We start from the raw sequence: 15,501 nt of genomic DNA on the forward strand, positions 1-15,501 counted from the left end.
CCCCTGTCAACGCTCGCTCAACGCACGGAGATTATCGGCGTTGTAGAAGCTCGGCTTGTAGTGTTGGTCCGCCGACGAGTCGACCGACCACTTCGCGTCCCGTCCGGCCGCGAGCATCGAACCGTCCACGAGATACCGGCCGTCGACGAGGTTGTATTGCGCGAATGCGAGCGTGTCGCAGCTCCCCGTTTCGTACACCGGAATGATGTAGCCCTCGCGAACCTTCGAGACGTTGCCCTGCGCGTCGTAGTCCACCGCGCCGAGGTAGCTCCAGCTGTCTTCGTCGACGTAGAAAAGGCGCTTGGGCGCGGTATGGCGCATCCCCTGCTTGACCGTGGCTTCCACGACCCACACGCGATGGAGTTCGTAGCGACGCTTCGCCGGGTTCACGAAGTCCGGGCCGTACGCATCGTCAAATTTGTCCGAGAAGTCGTACATGCCCAGGTCGTTATAGGTAACGATCATTTCCTTCTTGCCGAGCAGCTTCCAGGAGAAGCGGTCCGTCTGTCCGGAGAAGACCAGCGCTTCATCGATGTTGTACTGGTTGTCGAAGCCGATCTGCGGCGCATCGTACGCATACGACGGCATGCGACGGGTCCGGCGCTGCCCCGGGAAGTAGTAGAAGACTTCGGTCGGCTTGTCGGCATAGTTCGTGAAGATCGCGGCCTGGCCGGCAATGGCCGCCGGGGACTTGTACGCGTAGTAGGCGTTGCCTTCGATCTGATTGACCTTCGCGAACGTCGTGCCGGCCTTGTCGCCCCACGGCTGGTAGATCCACGCGTCGGACACGTTCTTGATCCAGTCGGACGCGCCCTTGCGCGGCGAGACGACGGTGATGATGTCGCGCATCTCGACGCCGGCGCCGCGGTAGTGCAGCTTCGCGTTCCACATCACTTCCGCGCCGGTCTTGGGCGCAGGGAACGGGTAGCCGGGCAGGTGGGCATCGGCGAGTTCCGATCCGTCAGCCGACATCTTGGCGAAGCCCGCGTTGTTCTTCGTGTTCTCCGCGACGAAATCGGGGACGCCGCACGTGCGCCGGGACGGATAGACCGGCATCGTGAAGCCCTTCAGGTTCTTCAGCAGTGCAATCTGGCCCGGGTTGAGCTTGTCCGCGTACTTGTCGACATTGCTGGCGTCGATCGTGTACAGCGGCTTGTCGGACTTGTATTTGAAGAAATCCGCGCGGCGCTTGCCGTAACTCCAGCCTGCCCCGACGTTGCCCACGGGGGTCCAGGCGGGAATGCCGCTCGCGGTGCCGGCGATTTCGGCGCCCGACGGCGTATGTGAGGCATCCGTCCCTTCCGCAAGCGCACCGGTCAAAGACATCGCGACGGCGGAAGCGATGACGGACAATTTCGCTGCCGATCGGATGAGCGAAGCGGATTTCTTGAAAGCATGAGTCTTGACCACGGCTATCTCCTTGACCTTGACCAGGTAACGTGCGCCCGCCAAAGGGTTGTGCATAGGTGAAAACGGATGAAAGGTCCGATAGTCCTGCCCGTTTATTAGCTATGCGAAATGAATTGGGGTGTGCTTGTACTTTGTTTTACTGAATCACCGAACTCCAGGTCATCGCTATGACGTAGAAGTTCGTATTGTCCGGCGCCTGGGCGTCGCGCCGGACGGTTTGTCAATGCATGCAGCTATTGGGCGCCCGCCAGGGCCGGATACGGCTTGTTCGACCGGACCGGCTTCGTACGCGCCACTGTCGAACGGCTTCTGGTTTCCGGCTTATGCCGGGACCGACGAGAAGTACTCCGCCCGTTGCGCGTGCCATCCTGCCCAGCGCTTCTCCCAGTAGAGGTTGTGAATCTTCTCGGAGATCGGGCCGGGGCCGTTGTGGTTGCCAAGCGGTTGATCGTCGACGGCGCTGACGGGCATGATCCCGCCTGCCGACGACGACGTGAATGCTTCGTCGGCCTCGCGAAGCTGGGTCGCGGTGTACGTGCCGATGTTCACCTTGATGCCGAGCTCGACGGCGATATCGAACACGCTCTGGCGCGTGATGCCCAGCAGGCAGCCTTCGGCGGGGGTGTAGAGCTCCCCGTTCTTGGCGAAAAACACGTTCGCACCGGCTGCCTCGGTGAGGTTGTCGTGTTCGTCGACGAGCACCGCCCAGTCCTTCTCCTGCGTCATGGCTTCGAAGAGCGCGAGCTTCATGTCCATCCAGTGGAAGTTCTTCGCCGTGGGGTCGACCGCCTTCGCGGAAATGCGGTTGTACCGCTTGCTGATCAGCAGGTTCGAGCCGCGCGTGCGGACCTCGTCGTCGGCCTGGAAGAAGAACGGTACGGCGAAGGCGAACATCGCGTTCTTCATCGCGCTGCGGTCGCGGCGGTCGACGCTCAGCGGGCCGCGGGTGACGCACCACCAGACGTACGCGTCCTTCAGGCCGGCATTGCGCACGAGCGTGTGGAGAATTTCCCGGACCTGGTCACGATTGAACGGATTCTCGAGGAAGAACTTCGCCGACGACTCTTCCATGCGCGCGAGGTGATCGTCGAGCCGGAAGAAGTTGCCCCGCGAGACGGTGACGACATCGTAGGCCGCGTCGGCGTGCAGGAACCCTGCGTCGACGAGCGGGACGGTCGCTTCGGTGATGGGAACGTACTTGCCGTCACAGAAGGCGCTGCCATCTTCATAGCGGGGTTCATGCGGAGCGCGAGCATGCAGCGGATTCTCGTGCATGATCTGCTGGACTTGAATGATTGCCATGGTAATTACCTTTCGCTCCCGAGGGAGAGTTGTCGTTCGATGTTGACGTCAAAAGCGACCGGATCGCGGTGCGCTTCCTTGCGGATTGCTTGCTTCCAGGCTATCCGCCGTGAAGTCTGCCATATGACTTGATCAAGTGACCGTGTAGTGGAAAGTATTGCTCGAAAAATTCCTTGTCGATGAAGGTTAACCCTCTGTGATGCCTGCCTCGATACGCGAGCGGCGAGCAGACTCGTGCTTGCCGGCCTGTGATCGTCGAACGTCCGTGCCGGTAGCCAAACCGATTCACCTGAGATAAGAGACTTCGGCGTGTTGCGCGCTTCGCCGGAAGCCGCCTCGTGGCTTCGTCTCCATCATCATCCGGTCACACGCGCTGCAGATCTTTTGCAGCAGCATGACGGTTCGTTCCATGAAGCGTCTTACTTTGGCTTGCCGGTGGCAATACTGATTATTACCGAGTCATGTGACTTGGCCAAATGATCAAAAAAGACGTTAGTATGGATCTTCCCGGGCGATCCAGAAGGCTGAAGATTCGCCCTCGATACCAAAATGACATGGAGCGAGCAGATGCCGATTTTCGAAGCAGACCATCTCCGCAAGGCGTTCATAGGCGGCCGTTGGGTGGGGCCGGTGAACGGTGGCGTGGAGCACGACATCATCAACCCGGCGACGGGCGAAGTCTCCGGTGTGTTGCTGTTCTCGGACGAAGCCGATGTGAACCTGGCCGCGCAGGCGGCGCGCGACGCGTTCGCGGCATTCTCGAACACACCGCTCGTCGAGCGGCTCGCGATGCTCGAGCGCGTGATCGCTGCCTACACCGAGCGGTTGCAGGATATGGCGGACGCCATCACGCTCGAGATGGGCGCGCCGATGGACGCCATTTCTCGCCCGCTTCAGGCGGCACTGGGGCTCTGGCACCTTCATACGACGCTGGAAGTGGCGAAGCAGTATCCGTTCGAACGCACCCAGGGCACGTCGCGGATCGTGAAGGAGCCGGTGGGGGTGTGCGGGTTGATCACGCCGTGGAACTGGCCGATGAACCAGGTCATGTGCAAGGTGGCGCCGGCGCTGGTGGCGGGTTGCACGATCGTGTTGAAGCCCAGTCAGAATGCGCCATACTCGGCGATTGTTCTCGCCGAGATCCTCGAGAAGGCCGGCGTTCCTCCCGGCGTATTCAATCTCGTGCAGGGCTCCGGGCAGCGCCTGGGCAGGGCCATTGCGTCCAGCCCGCTCTTCGACATGGTGTCGCTGACCGGTTCGACGAGCGCCGGCGTGGAGGTCGCACAGGCCGCTGCGACGACGATCAAGCGGGTGACGCTGGAGCTGGGCGGAAAGTCGGCGAACATCATTCTGGATAGCGAAAACTTTCAGCAGGGTGTCACGCATGGCGTGCTCCAGATGATGGCCAACTCCGGCCAGACGTGCACCGCGCCCTCGCGCATGCTGGTGCCGGCGCATCGGCTCGAGGAGGCGGAGCAGATTGCGGTCGCGGCGTGCGCGCAGGTCGTCGTCGGTGATCCGCGCGATCCCGGTACGACCATGGGGCCGATGGCAAACCAGCGCCAGCATCGCAAGGTGCAGGAGATGATTCAGACGGGCATCGACGAGGGCGCGGTGCTCCTGTCGGGCGGGCTCGGCAATCCCTCCGGGCTCGAACGAGGCTACTACGTCAAGCCGACGGTCTTCAGCCGCGTGAACAATCGCATGACGATTGCAACCGAGGAGATTTTCGGCCCCGTCCTGGTGATCATCCCGTATCAGGACGAATCGGACGCGGTCGCCATTGCCAACGACTCGCCGTACGGATTGTCCGGCTACGTCTACGGCGACACGATCGAACAGGCGGAGCGCGTCGCGAGACAGTTGCGGACCGGGATGGTGCATTTGAACGGCGCGCCCGTCGACATCGCGGCGCCGTTCGGTGGGTACAAGCAGTCCGGCAACGGACGAGAGTGGGGCTACGCCGGTATCGAGGAGTTCCTGGAGACGAAGTCGATGTTCGGCGCGGCGCCGGGCGCCGTCAGCTAGCGGGAAGCGACGACGGGCGTCCGGCTGTCCGCGGACGTCCGTCTACGGAAAGGCGGCAGGATCGAGGCCGGTCACGAGGCATCGTGCGGATGGGCAGTGTCGGGTTGCCGGCGATGGTGCAATGACACGCCGCGTCGGCGCTCAGGCCTGCACCGTCGAGCTCGAGAGAGAGGTGGCAAACGCCTCCAACGCTGAACTTACACTATCCAGGTTCGCCTTGAGCTCGCGGATATTCGTGTCGCCTTGCCAACTGTTCAGCAATCCATCGATCAGGATGATGCTCATTCTGGCGACGGATTCAATCGCATCAGGGTTGACTTGTGGCGCGCACTTGCCGAGGTAAGCGATCGTTCGCTCGATGGTCTCGACATAAGTTTTCAACGCGAAATCGGGGCGATGACGCTCTGCCCACTGGATCAGTTCAGACTGTGCCCGGGCGTACGACGGATGCTGCACGAGCCAATCGACATTCTTGCGCAGCTGCCATCCGGCGAGTTCGCCGAAAGAATGAAATTCCCTGTCGGCGAGAGCATTCGCCGCGAGCAGGTCGAACAGGGATTCGTACACCGCGTCGAACAGATCGTCTTTGGTATGGAATACATAATGCAGCGATGCCAGAGGGCAGCTTGCGGCTTCGGCGATTCGCCGCGTGGTGGCTCCAGCGACGCCGTGCGCGGCGATCACTTCAACGGCAGCGTCAACGAAATCTTGTCGCCGCAACGCAGCGCGAACTCTTGTCATTGGTAAACTCCGGTACCCGAAAATCCTCTTCCGTTCACGTCATACACAGGTGTAGTGTTTATCCGTGATACATGGTCAAGTGACCATAACGCTCGTGAATTATGTCGGCTTCTTGAAAGTTTGTCCATGAATGGGCCGGGCCGCGGATGCCGTGAATATTCAGTTCGCTTTTTTACGCTGATTCTGGAAGTTTTGATCGTATGACTTGATCATTTGATCGATCAACGTTAAGCAGACAAAGAGACGCTGTCGATGGAGGTAAACCCGTGAGCGCAAGAACTGCGACGTAAGTCCGAGGGCTGCCTGCCAGGAGCGTCGGGTTTCGATGCGAATGGAAACGGGGTGCTTGGCCGCAGCCGGTGTGGATTCTCGGTGATGCCCGTTACGTCGCGTCGAACGTGCGGGGTCGAACGCGAACAAGGGCTCCTGAAAGCACCTTCGAGCAGAGCGTGCGCGCAGGGCGGCGCATGGGTGAAATTGCAACGTCATGCGCCGCGAGCCGTGCGGTCATTTGAAGCGGCGACGCTGCCGCTGTGAGGGCACCGGGGGGGAGCCGGTGCCTCCGCGCAGGTGGCAGCGGTTCAGTGCTTCCGTACCGACTTGCGAGGGGTCTTGGCGGCAGGGCGCGCGTCCGACAGTGTCGCCGCGTAGGCGGCCAGCATCTTGCAGGCGTGGTCGACATCGGTTGCCAGACGCTTCGAATCTTCCTGGGCAAACCACGAGAAGAGCAGGCCGTCGACCAGGACGATGGTCAGCCGCGCAATGGCGTCCAGCACCTTGGCATCTGCACGGGGCTCGGCGGTGGTCAGATTGCTGCGGGCACCTTCCTGGGAGATGCGAAGCGCGTTAACGGCCATGTCGGGCTGATGCCTGAGCGCCCACGTATACAACTCCGACTGGGTCTTCGCGTATGTCGGGTTGGCTTCGAACCAGGTCATCACGGAGCGCAGGTTGAATTCCGCCAGGTCCGACAGGGTGCCGTGCTCCGGAGGCTCGGGGCTATCCGAGCGGATCAAGTCGATCAGGGACTCGTAGACGGCGAACAGCAGCTCGTCCTTTGAGTGAAACACGTAGTGCAGGGACGCCAGTGGGCATCCTGCAGCCTCGGCGATGCGACGGGTCGTGGCACCCTTCACACCGTGCTCTGCAATCACCGCGACAGTCGCCGCGACGAGGTCCTGGCGGCGGACTTCAGCCCGTACTCGCTGCATAGGCCAGCGCTCCGTTTTATGTCTTCGTCCAAAGGCGCTACCCGTGCAGGGTAGTCGAATCCTCGGATATTAGCATGACGATGGGCGGCATTTCGCTAGCCACACAAGGCATCGTCCCCCACGGATATTGCGCCGCCGTGGCGTCGTGAGACGTGCCGTTCGCAGGTACGTGCCGGGCATGGTGATGGCGTCGATGCGCCGCGGCGCAGGACGAACATCACGGCAGCAATGCGACTCGGCGGCAGGCTCCCTGAACCAGAAGACGGACTCGCCATCGTGGATCGGCCCGGCGCATCAAGCGGTGCTCCGCTAGTCGAGCGGTGCTTGCGTTCCTGCTTCGATGAGGCCGTCGCAGAGCAGCGCAGGTACGGTGACTCTCACACGTGCACGGTAAAGCAGCCGTGCGGATCGTGGAATGGGCGCCACTGCGTTGGCTCGTGCGGCGCCTGCATGACGAGGCTAATGGAAACTCCGTATTCCCAATGTCCTGTCGAAGCATAAGACTCGTGCCTGTAGATTCGTGGTCATTTGATCAAGTCAACCGTCTGCACCGCGATCGTGACGCTGAGCCTCATCTGGTGCGGCGAATTCCCCGCGCCGGGGCATGCGCATCACCACCGTGCGCGTTAGCCGCCCTTCACGAAGGGCGAACACCCGGATCCGATTGGCATACGGCTTGCTTGATAGTCATATGACCAAGTCTAATGATTCGTGTGGTTGACTTGAACGAAGGATGTTTCTCGGTAGTGTGGTCAACGACAACGATAGGGAATACGAATGAGCCATGTGATTGCCGTCTTGGGCCTGGGGGTGATGGGGTCCGCCATTGCCGCCACCCTGATTGACGATGGTGCGGAAGTCGTCGTCTGGAACAGGAAGGCTGAAAAGGTGCAGCGTCTGCGCGAACTGGGCGCCCGGGTTGCCGAGCGTGCCACGACCGCCTTTGATGAGGCGGACGTCATCGTCGTCGTGACGGCAACACCGGTTGACCTCGCGGCGGACTTCGAGGCGCTGGGCGAGCGCCTGAAAGGGAAAACGGTGGTCAATCTGGCCACGGGTCGCCCGTCCGAGGTCCAGAAGCTGGATCAAATCGTGCGTGGCGCCGGAGCAAACTTCATCAGCGGAACGATCCAGTGCTTCCCGCCGGATATCGGCCGCGAGAACGCCGTCATCCTTTTTGGGGGCGACGAGAAGATCTGGCGCGAAGTGGAGCCTCTGCTCCGGAAGATTGCTCCGCAATCCACCTACGTCGGTGCACGACCCGACGTGCCGAACGTGCTCGATGCCGGGTTGACGGGCACGTTCGTTTTTGGTGCCGGCGCAGCCTTCCTGGAAGGTCTCAGATTCGTGGTGAACTCGGGCATTTCGATCGACGAGATTCGCGACCTGATCCCAAACTATCTCGCCGGTCAGACTCACTTCATCGAAGGCCTGTTCGAGTCCGTGGCGGCTTCCGACTATCAACCGCGCGGAGCGGACCTCGACATCTACGCACGAGCGACCGAACTGTTTCAGCAGGCGCAGGAAGATATCGGGCAGCCGCCGCGAATCCTGAAGGCGCTACGCGAGCGAATCCTGTCATCCATTGCAGAAGGCAGTGGTGACCGAGGATACGCCGCGCTTTTTAATCATTGACAATTTGTTGGAGGAATCATCATGTCGTTGCAGCGCCTTTCAAGTGGTAGCACTCCTGAGGATCTTGCCAATGCAGTCAGGCAGGATGGTGGAGCGATCGTCACGAACTTTCTCGATTCCGATTTGCTTGCGCGAATCCAGCGTACGCTCTTCGACACGCTCGAGTCGGCTCCGAACGGAGTAGACGATTACTTCGCCGGTACCCAGACGCGTCGCGTCTCGCGCCTCTTCGCGCGTACCGACTGGATGGCCGAGGTTGCGTTGCATCCGCTCTATCTGGGTGCGGCGCGCAGCATCCTGCAGACGCCGATCAAGATCTGGAGCGGCGAAAACCAGGTCGATGTCGCGCCCGATATCCAGGTGGGGGTGACGCAAGCCATCCAGATTCTGCCGGGGCAGGGCCTTCAGCCGTTGCATCGTGACGATTCCGTATGGCTCTGGCGGCACCCGAACTATGGGCGCGAGGCCCGGTTCCAGGTGATGGTGGCCGTATCGGACTTTACGGCGGAAAACGGCGCCACGCTCGTCATCCCGGGCAGCCACAAGTGGGACGACGAGCGCATGCCCACGCAGGAGGAAGCCATTCCCGCGACCATGTCGGCCGGCGATGCGCTGTTCTTCATCGGCTCCACGTATCACGGCGGCGGCAAGAACACCAGCGATGCGCCGCGCACCGGCCTGACGATGTCGTATGACCTGGCGATCCTCCGGCAGGAAGAAAACCAGTACCTCACGCTGCCGATCGAACGCGTGAAGCGCTATCCGGAAGAGCTGCAGCGCCTGCTCGGCTGGACGTACGGCACGACTTTCGCCGGCTTCGTCGAGCGTAACGGTCAAATGTCGGATCCGAACGACCTGTTGAAGATGAAGGATTTCCTCGAGGTCGGGCATTTCGATTAACGCACGGGTTGGGTGATGGAATCCTGGCCCGGTTTTCACGCGGAAATCGGGCGATTCCATCATCTGGAGGCATCGTGGCCGCTCGACGGGATGCCTGGATCGGTGCAGAGCGAGCGATTCTGATATTGCGATTTTTCGGTTGGATGCAGCAGTCTTCGAAACAGTGCCAGTATGAATGCGAGCAAGAGGGCGATTCGATGCCTCGTCGCGATCTCGTATTCGTGCAAACGACAAGGAGTCGATCGTGAGTGTCGAAATCAAGGGAATCCGAAAAATCGCGCTGCTTTATACAGGGGCCGTGGTCTGGACTCCAACCTATCTGCTCCCATTCAGCATCGAAGAATCGATGGCCCGGTTCGGGCTGTCCGAAAGCACCGCTGGCTGGCTCGCGTCCGCGGTGCTGCTCTGTCTTTCGCTTTCCATCATCTTTTTCGGTCGTCACACGGCGACGTTGAACAAGAGAACGGGTGCGCTCGCTGCGGCAGCGCTTGCCGTTCTGTCGACGTGTGCGATGTTTTCACATAATTTCTATGTATTCGTCGCCGCGAAGCTGGTTCTCGGCGCCGCGTTGGGCGTCAGCTGCGTGTGCGCGTATGGGGTGATTGCACACGTCAAGCACCCGGAGAAGGTCGCGGCGCAAGTCGCCGTTGCGATGGCCATCATATTTTCCTGTGCGATGTACGTCGTACCGATCCTGAATGTGAAGATGGGTCCTATCGGGGTGGATGCCGTCCAGCTCGCCGTGGTCGTGGCTGCGCTGTTTTTCGGCGCGTTCATGCATCCTGCCGTCAACGCAAGCGAGGAAGCGGTCGGGAAGGACGCCATCAAATCCAGTGACGTCCGAGGGATCCTGATCAGCGCATTCTTCATCTACGTCTCGCAGACGGCCCTCATGGGATTTGCCGCTGAGGTCGCTGCGACCCGGGGCGTCGAAGCGGAGCAACTCGGCATGCTGTTCATGCTCAATGCGGCCCTCCAGTTGCCGGTGGGGGTGGCAGTCAACTGGCTGGGCGATCGCTTTGGTCTGTTCAAGCCGATCGCACTTGGACTCGCGCTGTTGATCGCATGCAGCCTGGGCATGTATTGCGTGGGCGGCAAGTGGGCGTTTCTCGTGTCGACGGCGCTCGTCAGTGCCGGCGCCACGCTGGTGGCGCCTTATATGGTGGGGGCACTTTCGCAAATGGATGCCAGCGGAAGAAGCACTGCGACCTGTGCGTCGGCAATCAATCTTGGCCTGACGGTGGGCCCGGCGATTGCCGGCACGGTGTTCAGCGTGGCCGGTTTGCGCGCGGTCGGCTGGCTCTCCGTCGGGTTGCTGGTGGTGCCGATCTTTCTGACCAGCGTGGCGATCCGGCAGTTCAAGGCAAAACATGCCGAAGCCGCGGTCGCCTGACGTGCGCGGCGAAGCGATCAACCGAGCGCGGCCGCACTGACCGCACCGGTACCTGGGCGGCGCCAGCATGCCTGACATGCCGGTGCGGCGCAGACATCTCCCGGAAGCGCCGTCTCGCGTCGACAGGCAGCGCAAAAAACTGCCGTGAACGTGGACGACGAACGTGGCGGCAGACAAACATCTCGACGATCACGGAATTTTTCATGGAACTCAAATTCTATCTTTATTGCCTGGCTGATCTCGCGTTGATCGTGACTTCGTTCATTTGTGGCGTGAAGTACTTCCGGAAGCGCAACGGCCTTCTTGGATTCGAGTCGCTGGTCGTGACGTTCTCGGCGACGAATTTAATGATCAATGCCTTGACCGACAAGGCGATTTTTTTCAGTATCTCGCTTTTCTGCGACGCGTTTTCAAGAGGCTTCGGCGTGCCGATCATCATCGTTGCGGGGATGATGTCGGTTACGCATCGATATAAGCCATCGATTGTCGGCGACGTGTTGTATGCGGTGGGTGCGCTGGTGGGGACGGTTATTTTGTGGACCGCGGATTTCATGGTTGGACCCAAGCCGTATTTCTATCTGGTGATGTGGTCGTTGTTCTCGCTTTACCTCATTTACGTTGTCAAGAAACTGGCGAATGCCGGAGAGTATCGTAATGCTGCGAGTGTGATCCTGACACTCGTATCCACGCAGATCATTGCGAGCATCTACGACTTCTTCCATATCCCCGGCGACAGCGATCATATGATTTTCTACATATTTGCATTGCTTTCGTGGTCCTATATGTCGGTTTCGTTGTATTACGCCTATTGTGCGCTGGAACGGGTGCAGGAAAAGGAAGGGAATCTGATTCGAGGTTATACCCTTGGCCGCCTGGAGCGAAAGCCGCAGTAATTGTCGCGTTCCTTCGGGAATGTATTTGAATATTCATTCGAGAGATCGGATATGGCTACCTTGATCGTGAGTTATCCCGCTGTAGGGGGTATGGAATTTGATCGCGAGTACTATCTTGCCACCCACACCGCGCTCGTACGGGCGGCGTGGGGCGAATGTGGCCTCCAGTCGGTGGAGGTTCTGTTTCCGGCTCCGGGCCCACAACCTTTTGCCTGCGTCACGCTGCTGCGTTTCAGCGATCAGGCTGGAGTCGACGCCGCGCTGGCTTCGGCCAGAACAGCCGAGGTGGTCGGCGATGTGCCGAACTTCACCAACGTCCAACCAGCGATCTTCCGCGCCGGCGACTGACCGAGTCGTCGACGACCGAACCTGATTGACGAGGGCAAGAAGGTCTGGGACAAAGTGTCCGCGTGAACCCATGCACTCGGGCCTTGACGACGAAGAAAAGACCTTCGAAGCAGAATGCCGGCCGGCCACGGACGGGATGAGCGACTGGAACTTGACGAAAACGCGGTTCGGGAGTGGATCGAGCCTGGCCTGAAGCCGGACGTATCGATTGCTCGCACGGCCACTCAGGGCTTTGACGCCGGGAGCATTCACCGGGCAAACCAGCCTTCGGCCGTGGGCCGAAGGCGCATGGAACGTCCGGTATTAACGCTGCACCGTGTCCAGGATATCCAGGCGGCTCACTGCCGCCGCCTTCTGCTTGATCGCGCCAAACGCCGTTTCGGTCGCCTCGAGCGTACGCGCGATGTCTTCGTCGGTATGGCTCGCCGTAAAGAACATGTTGTGCCACGGGTGGAGATAGGCGCCATTCTTGATGACTTCCGAAGCCCACGCCCGGCCGCGCGACACGAGCTCGTCGTCACCCGCGAACAGCATCTGGGGCATGACGCTCGGCCCGGTCTGCTTGAGTTCGAAGCCATGCCGCACGGCTTGCTCGGCGAGGCCGGCGCGCAGCTTGTCCGCCAACCGCCTGGTGTGTTCGAGGTAGTCGGTTTCACGTACCAGGCGCAGCGTTTCGATGGCCGCGGCCATCGGCACGGCCGAGAGCCAGTAGGAGCCCGTGACGAAGATCTTCGTCGCCGCCTCGCGTGCCTTGTCCGAACCGAGCACCGCCGCGATCGCATAGCCGCCGCCGATGGCCTTGCCCCAGCAGCTGAGGTCCGGGTGCACGCCCCAGTCCGACCATGAGCAATCACGCGACAGGCGCAGCCCCGTGCGGACCTCGTCGACGACCAGAAGCGCTTCCTGCTCGTCCGCGAGGCGACGGCACTCCTTCGCGTATTCGATCGACGGGAAAAACTGATCGTAGAGCACTTCGTGCCGGAACGGCGTGGCGTAGATGGCCGCTACGTCGCCGTCGACGCTCTTGACGGCGGCATTGAGGCTCTCGATGTCGTTGTACTCGAAGTAGACGACGTGAGCGCGGTCTTCCTTGGTAATCCCCGTCGTATAGGGCACGTTCCACGGGGACGCACCATGGTACGTGCCGCGCGCCACGAGAATCTTGCGCTTCTCGCGATATGCGCGCGAGATCACCATGGCCATCGACGTGGCGTCCGAGCCGTTCTTGCAGAACATCGCCCAGTCGGCATGGCTGACCTGTTGAGTGAGCGCCTCGGCAAGCTGAACCATCACCTCGCTGGGGCCCGTCGCCGTGTCGATCTTCTGCAACTGGAGGGCCGCGGCTTGCTCGATCCGCTCGTTGCCGTAGCCGAACAGGTTCGTGCCGTAGCCACACACGTAGTCGATGTACTTGTTGCCGTCGACGTCCCAGAGATGGGACCCTTTCGCTTTTGCGAAGTACAGCGGGAAATCTTCCGTCAGGTACTTGACGCTCTGGTGACCGTACATCCCGCCCGGGATGACCTTTTCGGCTCTTGCGAACCACTCGTTCTTCCTTGCCAGCCTGTCCATGTGCGACTCCTTGTGGAAAATTCGTTTTCGGAACGTCAGATCCGATATAGATTCATTTGACTGAGTCATTTGATCAAATGCGTGAACCCCGGAATTTTGGGGAATGCTGCCGCCGAAATCTCGCGTCCGGGCGTTGGATCGACGCGCCGTCCAGCCTCGCGCCGCGAATGCAGCGCCGCAGCGTCACCCACTTCTGCTTCTGTCGTCACCTTTGTTGAATTGGTCATTTGACCAAGTCCAGTGTCTACAAATGTCATCCAGACGGAAATTGGCGTTTTCCACTAGTCCGGCACAGCAGTGGCTCAACGTCTCGCTCGGCATGCCGCGGCGATGGGCGAGGCGAGTTGAGCAGCGGCAGTTCGCCGGCGTGCGCGGTGCTACGTCGCTATCTGATCCGCATGAGGAAAACCCCCGCTCGACCTTCAAGCAGGGATGCGGGGCGATCACGGTGAGGATGGGGGCTGGGGGGAGCGGCGGTGTACTTCCGCCAGAAGGTGTCGCGGCGGGCGATCGTGGTGCGTACGGGCGTGTTCAGTCGCACGATGCACGCATGGCAGGGGCAGACTGATCTACGCAGTCGGAAGTATCCGCAGCGCGCGGGCCCGCGCGTCAGCGATGCATGGACCCACTAAGCGTCGGGCCGGATCGAGACAGAAAGCCGACGATCGAAGCGCGAACAATGCGCTACGCGGATCGTGCTGGATACGATCCGCGCGCCAGGCCACGCCGGCAGGTTCGATCTTTCCAGATGGAGGCTATTGGCTCGAGTCGTAGTGCTCGATATGGTAGAGAACCATGAATCCCGGGCTCAATACAAGAAGGAGCCCGGCAACGAGAGAGATTGCGACAAATAAACGCTTCACCATGATCACGCTCCTGAGTTGGATGAGGTGCAATAGAAAGTCGATTCTTGAGGGCCATCCCCGGAAAAGCGCAATCCCCGCATTGTTCGCAAGATCGCAACGCGATTCGTCAGGTCGATCTTCATGGGGTGTCTCGCTGGCGGTGATGCTGTCGTGGCCCGCGCATGTGCGTCACGGAATCCGTGGAGGGCGGGGCCCTCCCGGACGGATGCAGGCGTCTGTTCGTGGCTCAGAGACCGAGATGCGTCGCGATATCGTCGTAGTCGACTTGCCACAGGCCCGGCGTGCCGGCGGGATATTGCGAGCGGAAGCCGATGATTCGCTGAACGCGTTTCGACAGGCGCCTCACGGTGTCCATCTCGACGATGAACGGATACGCTTCCTCCGGCGTCAGGTAGGACGGTTGCATCGGAATCGTGAGCCCGCGCCGGCGCTCGTTCTTCGTCACGTTCGCGCCGCCGCCGTGGATCACCTTGCCGCTGAACAGCAACGCGTCGCCGGCATCCATCTCGGCGGCAATGGTCATGTCGGGCGTGCCCTTGCTGTTGAAGTAGTCCTCGTCCCAGTTCTGGCTTCCCGGAATAATTCGGGTGGCACCGTTTTCCTCGGTGAAGCGCGTCAGCGCAATCATGAGGTTGGTGAACACCGTCGGCCCGTTGACGCCGAGCGCGCACAGGGGCGGAAAATTGCCGACATCGCGATGCAGCATCTGTGCCGTGTTTCCCGGGCCGATGTCGATGACCTGCGCGGTCGAAAGCCACCAGTCGCCGGACTCTTCACGGTAGAGCACCTCGCCGAGTTCATGAAAGAGGTCGTCATCCAGAACATCCCCGAACGTCTTGCTGTGCGTGACCATGTTCGTCAGGCGCTTCGTATAGGTGCCGTGGAATTCCTTGATCAGTTCGTTGTCGTGCGACGACCCTTCGCGAAGCCGCTCGAGCGGCGCATCGACCTCGCGATTGATGTTCGCGACCTGCTCCTGAGTCAGATAATTCTTGATCCGGACTCCACCATATTGATTCATGAGCGACACGATCTCTTGCGCGCTGGTCTGCTTGGAGACGGTGGGGAGCGCGTCCTGAATGGTCTGAATATTTGCGTTCATGTTTGCCTCAAAGTTGCGTGGACGGGTAAATCAGACGCGGTGGCACGTTCTGATTCGGTGGTGATCCAGACATCAAGTCGAGTGTTTGACTGAGTCATTT

At 60.6% G+C, this 15,501-nt stretch carries 13 protein-coding genes; 6 read left to right on the forward strand and 7 right to left on the reverse strand.

Annotation, left to right across the window (positions count from 1 at the left end; genetic code table 11):
* Positions 1-6: 6 nt before the first annotated feature.
* Together LGM56_RS18285 and LGM56_RS18290 are read right to left on the reverse strand one after the other, a co-directional pair.
* Positions 7-1,326 (reverse strand): DUF1329 domain-containing protein, encoded by a 1,320-nt coding sequence (locus LGM56_RS18285; RefSeq protein WP_089499045.1) that lies wholly within the window; start codon positions 1,324-1,326, stop codon positions 7-9.
* Between the two features lie 405 nt (positions 1,327-1,731).
* Positions 1,732-2,712 (reverse strand): aminotransferase class IV, encoded by a 981-nt coding sequence (locus tag LGM56_RS18290; protein ID WP_226206189.1) that lies wholly within the window; start codon positions 2,710-2,712, stop codon positions 1,732-1,734.
* A 567-nt stretch (positions 2,713-3,279) separates the two neighbouring features.
* On the opposite strand from LGM56_RS18290, the gene LGM56_RS18295 reads away from it, so the two are divergent.
* Positions 3,280-4,740 carry an aldehyde dehydrogenase family protein gene (locus LGM56_RS18295; protein ID WP_089498463.1) on the forward strand — a complete coding sequence of 487 codons (1,461 nt, stop codon included), beginning with the start codon at positions 3,280-3,282 and terminating at the stop codon, positions 4,738-4,740.
* Between the two features lie 141 nt (positions 4,741-4,881).
* Here the strand turns inward: LGM56_RS18295 and LGM56_RS18300 are convergent, their stop codons facing one another.
* On the reverse strand, positions 4,882-5,481 hold the full coding sequence (locus tag LGM56_RS18300) for a TetR/AcrR family transcriptional regulator (protein WP_089498464.1): 600 nt from the start codon (positions 5,479-5,481) through the stop codon (positions 4,882-4,884).
* Positions 5,482-6,062: 581 nt separating this feature from the next.
* The gene (locus LGM56_RS18305) at positions 6,063-6,692 is read right to left on the reverse strand and encodes a TetR/AcrR family transcriptional regulator (RefSeq protein WP_089498465.1); all 630 of its coding nucleotides are present in this window, start codon (positions 6,690-6,692) and stop codon (positions 6,063-6,065) included.
* A 777-nt stretch (positions 6,693-7,469) separates the two neighbouring features.
* Between LGM56_RS18305 and LGM56_RS18310 the strand changes: the two genes are divergently transcribed.
* The 5 genes from LGM56_RS18310 (at position 7,470) to LGM56_RS18330 (ending at position 11,861) form a co-directional block, all read left to right on the forward strand.
* On the forward strand, positions 7,470-8,327 hold the full coding sequence (locus tag LGM56_RS18310; RefSeq protein ID WP_226206191.1) for an NAD(P)-dependent oxidoreductase: 858 nt from the start codon (positions 7,470-7,472) through the stop codon (positions 8,325-8,327).
* A 21-nt stretch (positions 8,328-8,348) separates the two neighbouring features.
* The gene (locus LGM56_RS18315; protein ID WP_226206193.1) at positions 8,349-9,227 is read left to right on the forward strand and encodes a phytanoyl-CoA dioxygenase family protein; all 879 of its coding nucleotides are present in this window, start codon (positions 8,349-8,351) and stop codon (positions 9,225-9,227) included.
* Between the two features lie 244 nt (positions 9,228-9,471).
* Positions 9,472-10,620, forward strand: a complete 1,149-nt coding sequence (locus LGM56_RS18320) for an MFS transporter (RefSeq protein ID WP_226206195.1) — start codon at positions 9,472-9,474, stop codon at positions 10,618-10,620.
* A gap of 203 nt (positions 10,621-10,823) precedes the next feature.
* Entirely contained in the window at positions 10,824-11,513 is a 690-nt protein-coding gene (locus LGM56_RS18325) for a hypothetical protein (protein ID WP_089498468.1), read from the forward strand.
* Between the two features lie 51 nt (positions 11,514-11,564).
* Positions 11,565-11,861 carry an EthD family reductase gene (locus LGM56_RS18330; RefSeq protein WP_226206198.1) on the forward strand — a complete coding sequence of 99 codons (297 nt, stop codon included), beginning with the start codon at positions 11,565-11,567 and terminating at the stop codon, positions 11,859-11,861.
* 303 nt (positions 11,862-12,164) lie between these two features.
* On the opposite strand, the gene LGM56_RS18335 is transcribed toward LGM56_RS18330, so the two are convergent.
* The 3 genes from LGM56_RS18335 to LGM56_RS18345 all read right to left on the reverse strand — a co-directional run bounded on the left by LGM56_RS18335 (position 12,165) and on the right by LGM56_RS18345 (position 15,401).
* A complete protein-coding gene (locus LGM56_RS18335; protein ID WP_226206200.1) occupies positions 12,165-13,433 on the reverse strand; it encodes an aminotransferase class III-fold pyridoxal phosphate-dependent enzyme in 1,269 nt (422 codons plus the stop codon).
* Positions 13,434-13,498: 65 nt separating this feature from the next.
* Entirely contained in the window at positions 13,499-13,660 is a 162-nt protein-coding gene (locus LGM56_RS18340; protein ID WP_226206202.1) for a hypothetical protein, read from the reverse strand.
* Positions 13,661-14,525: 865 nt separating this feature from the next.
* The gene (locus LGM56_RS18345) at positions 14,526-15,401 is read right to left on the reverse strand and encodes a phytanoyl-CoA dioxygenase family protein (protein ID WP_089498471.1); all 876 of its coding nucleotides are present in this window, start codon (positions 15,399-15,401) and stop codon (positions 14,526-14,528) included.
* Positions 15,402-15,501: the final 100 nt, after the last annotated feature.

It is taken from the genome of Burkholderia sp. AU38729 (assembly GCF_020419725.1).
In the GTDB taxonomy this organism is placed as follows: Bacteria; Pseudomonadota; Gammaproteobacteria; order Burkholderiales; family Burkholderiaceae; genus Burkholderia.

Coding starts and splice junctions, on each gene's coding strand:
- LGM56_RS18285 (WP_089499045.1), bottom strand. CDS start 1,326: ATGTCTTTGACCGGTGCGCTTGCGGAAGGGACGGATGCCTCACATACG.
- LGM56_RS18290 (WP_226206189.1), bottom strand. CDS start 2,712: ATGGCAATCATTCAAGTCCAGCAGATCATGCACGAGAATCCGCTGCAT.
- LGM56_RS18295 (WP_089498463.1), top strand. CDS start 3,280: ATGCCGATTTTCGAAGCAGACCATCTCCGCAAGGCGTTCATAGGCGGC.
- LGM56_RS18300 (WP_089498464.1), bottom strand. CDS start 5,481: ATGACAAGAGTTCGCGCTGCGTTGCGGCGACAAGATTTCGTTGACGCT.
- LGM56_RS18305 (WP_089498465.1), bottom strand. CDS start 6,692: ATGCAGCGAGTACGGGCTGAAGTCCGCCGCCAGGACCTCGTCGCGGCG.
- LGM56_RS18310 (WP_226206191.1), top strand. CDS start 7,470: ATGAGCCATGTGATTGCCGTCTTGGGCCTGGGGGTGATGGGGTCCGCC.
- LGM56_RS18315 (WP_226206193.1), top strand. CDS start 8,349: ATGTCGTTGCAGCGCCTTTCAAGTGGTAGCACTCCTGAGGATCTTGCC.
- LGM56_RS18325 (WP_089498468.1), top strand. CDS start 10,824: ATGGAACTCAAATTCTATCTTTATTGCCTGGCTGATCTCGCGTTGATC.
- LGM56_RS18330 (WP_226206198.1), top strand. CDS start 11,565: ATGGCTACCTTGATCGTGAGTTATCCCGCTGTAGGGGGTATGGAATTT.
- LGM56_RS18335 (WP_226206200.1), bottom strand. CDS start 13,433: ATGGACAGGCTGGCAAGGAAGAACGAGTGGTTCGCAAGAGCCGAAAAG.
- LGM56_RS18340 (WP_226206202.1), bottom strand. CDS start 13,660: ATGACCAATTCAACAAAGGTGACGACAGAAGCAGAAGTGGGTGACGCT.
- LGM56_RS18345 (WP_089498471.1), bottom strand. CDS start 15,401: ATGAACGCAAATATTCAGACCATTCAGGACGCGCTCCCCACCGTCTCC.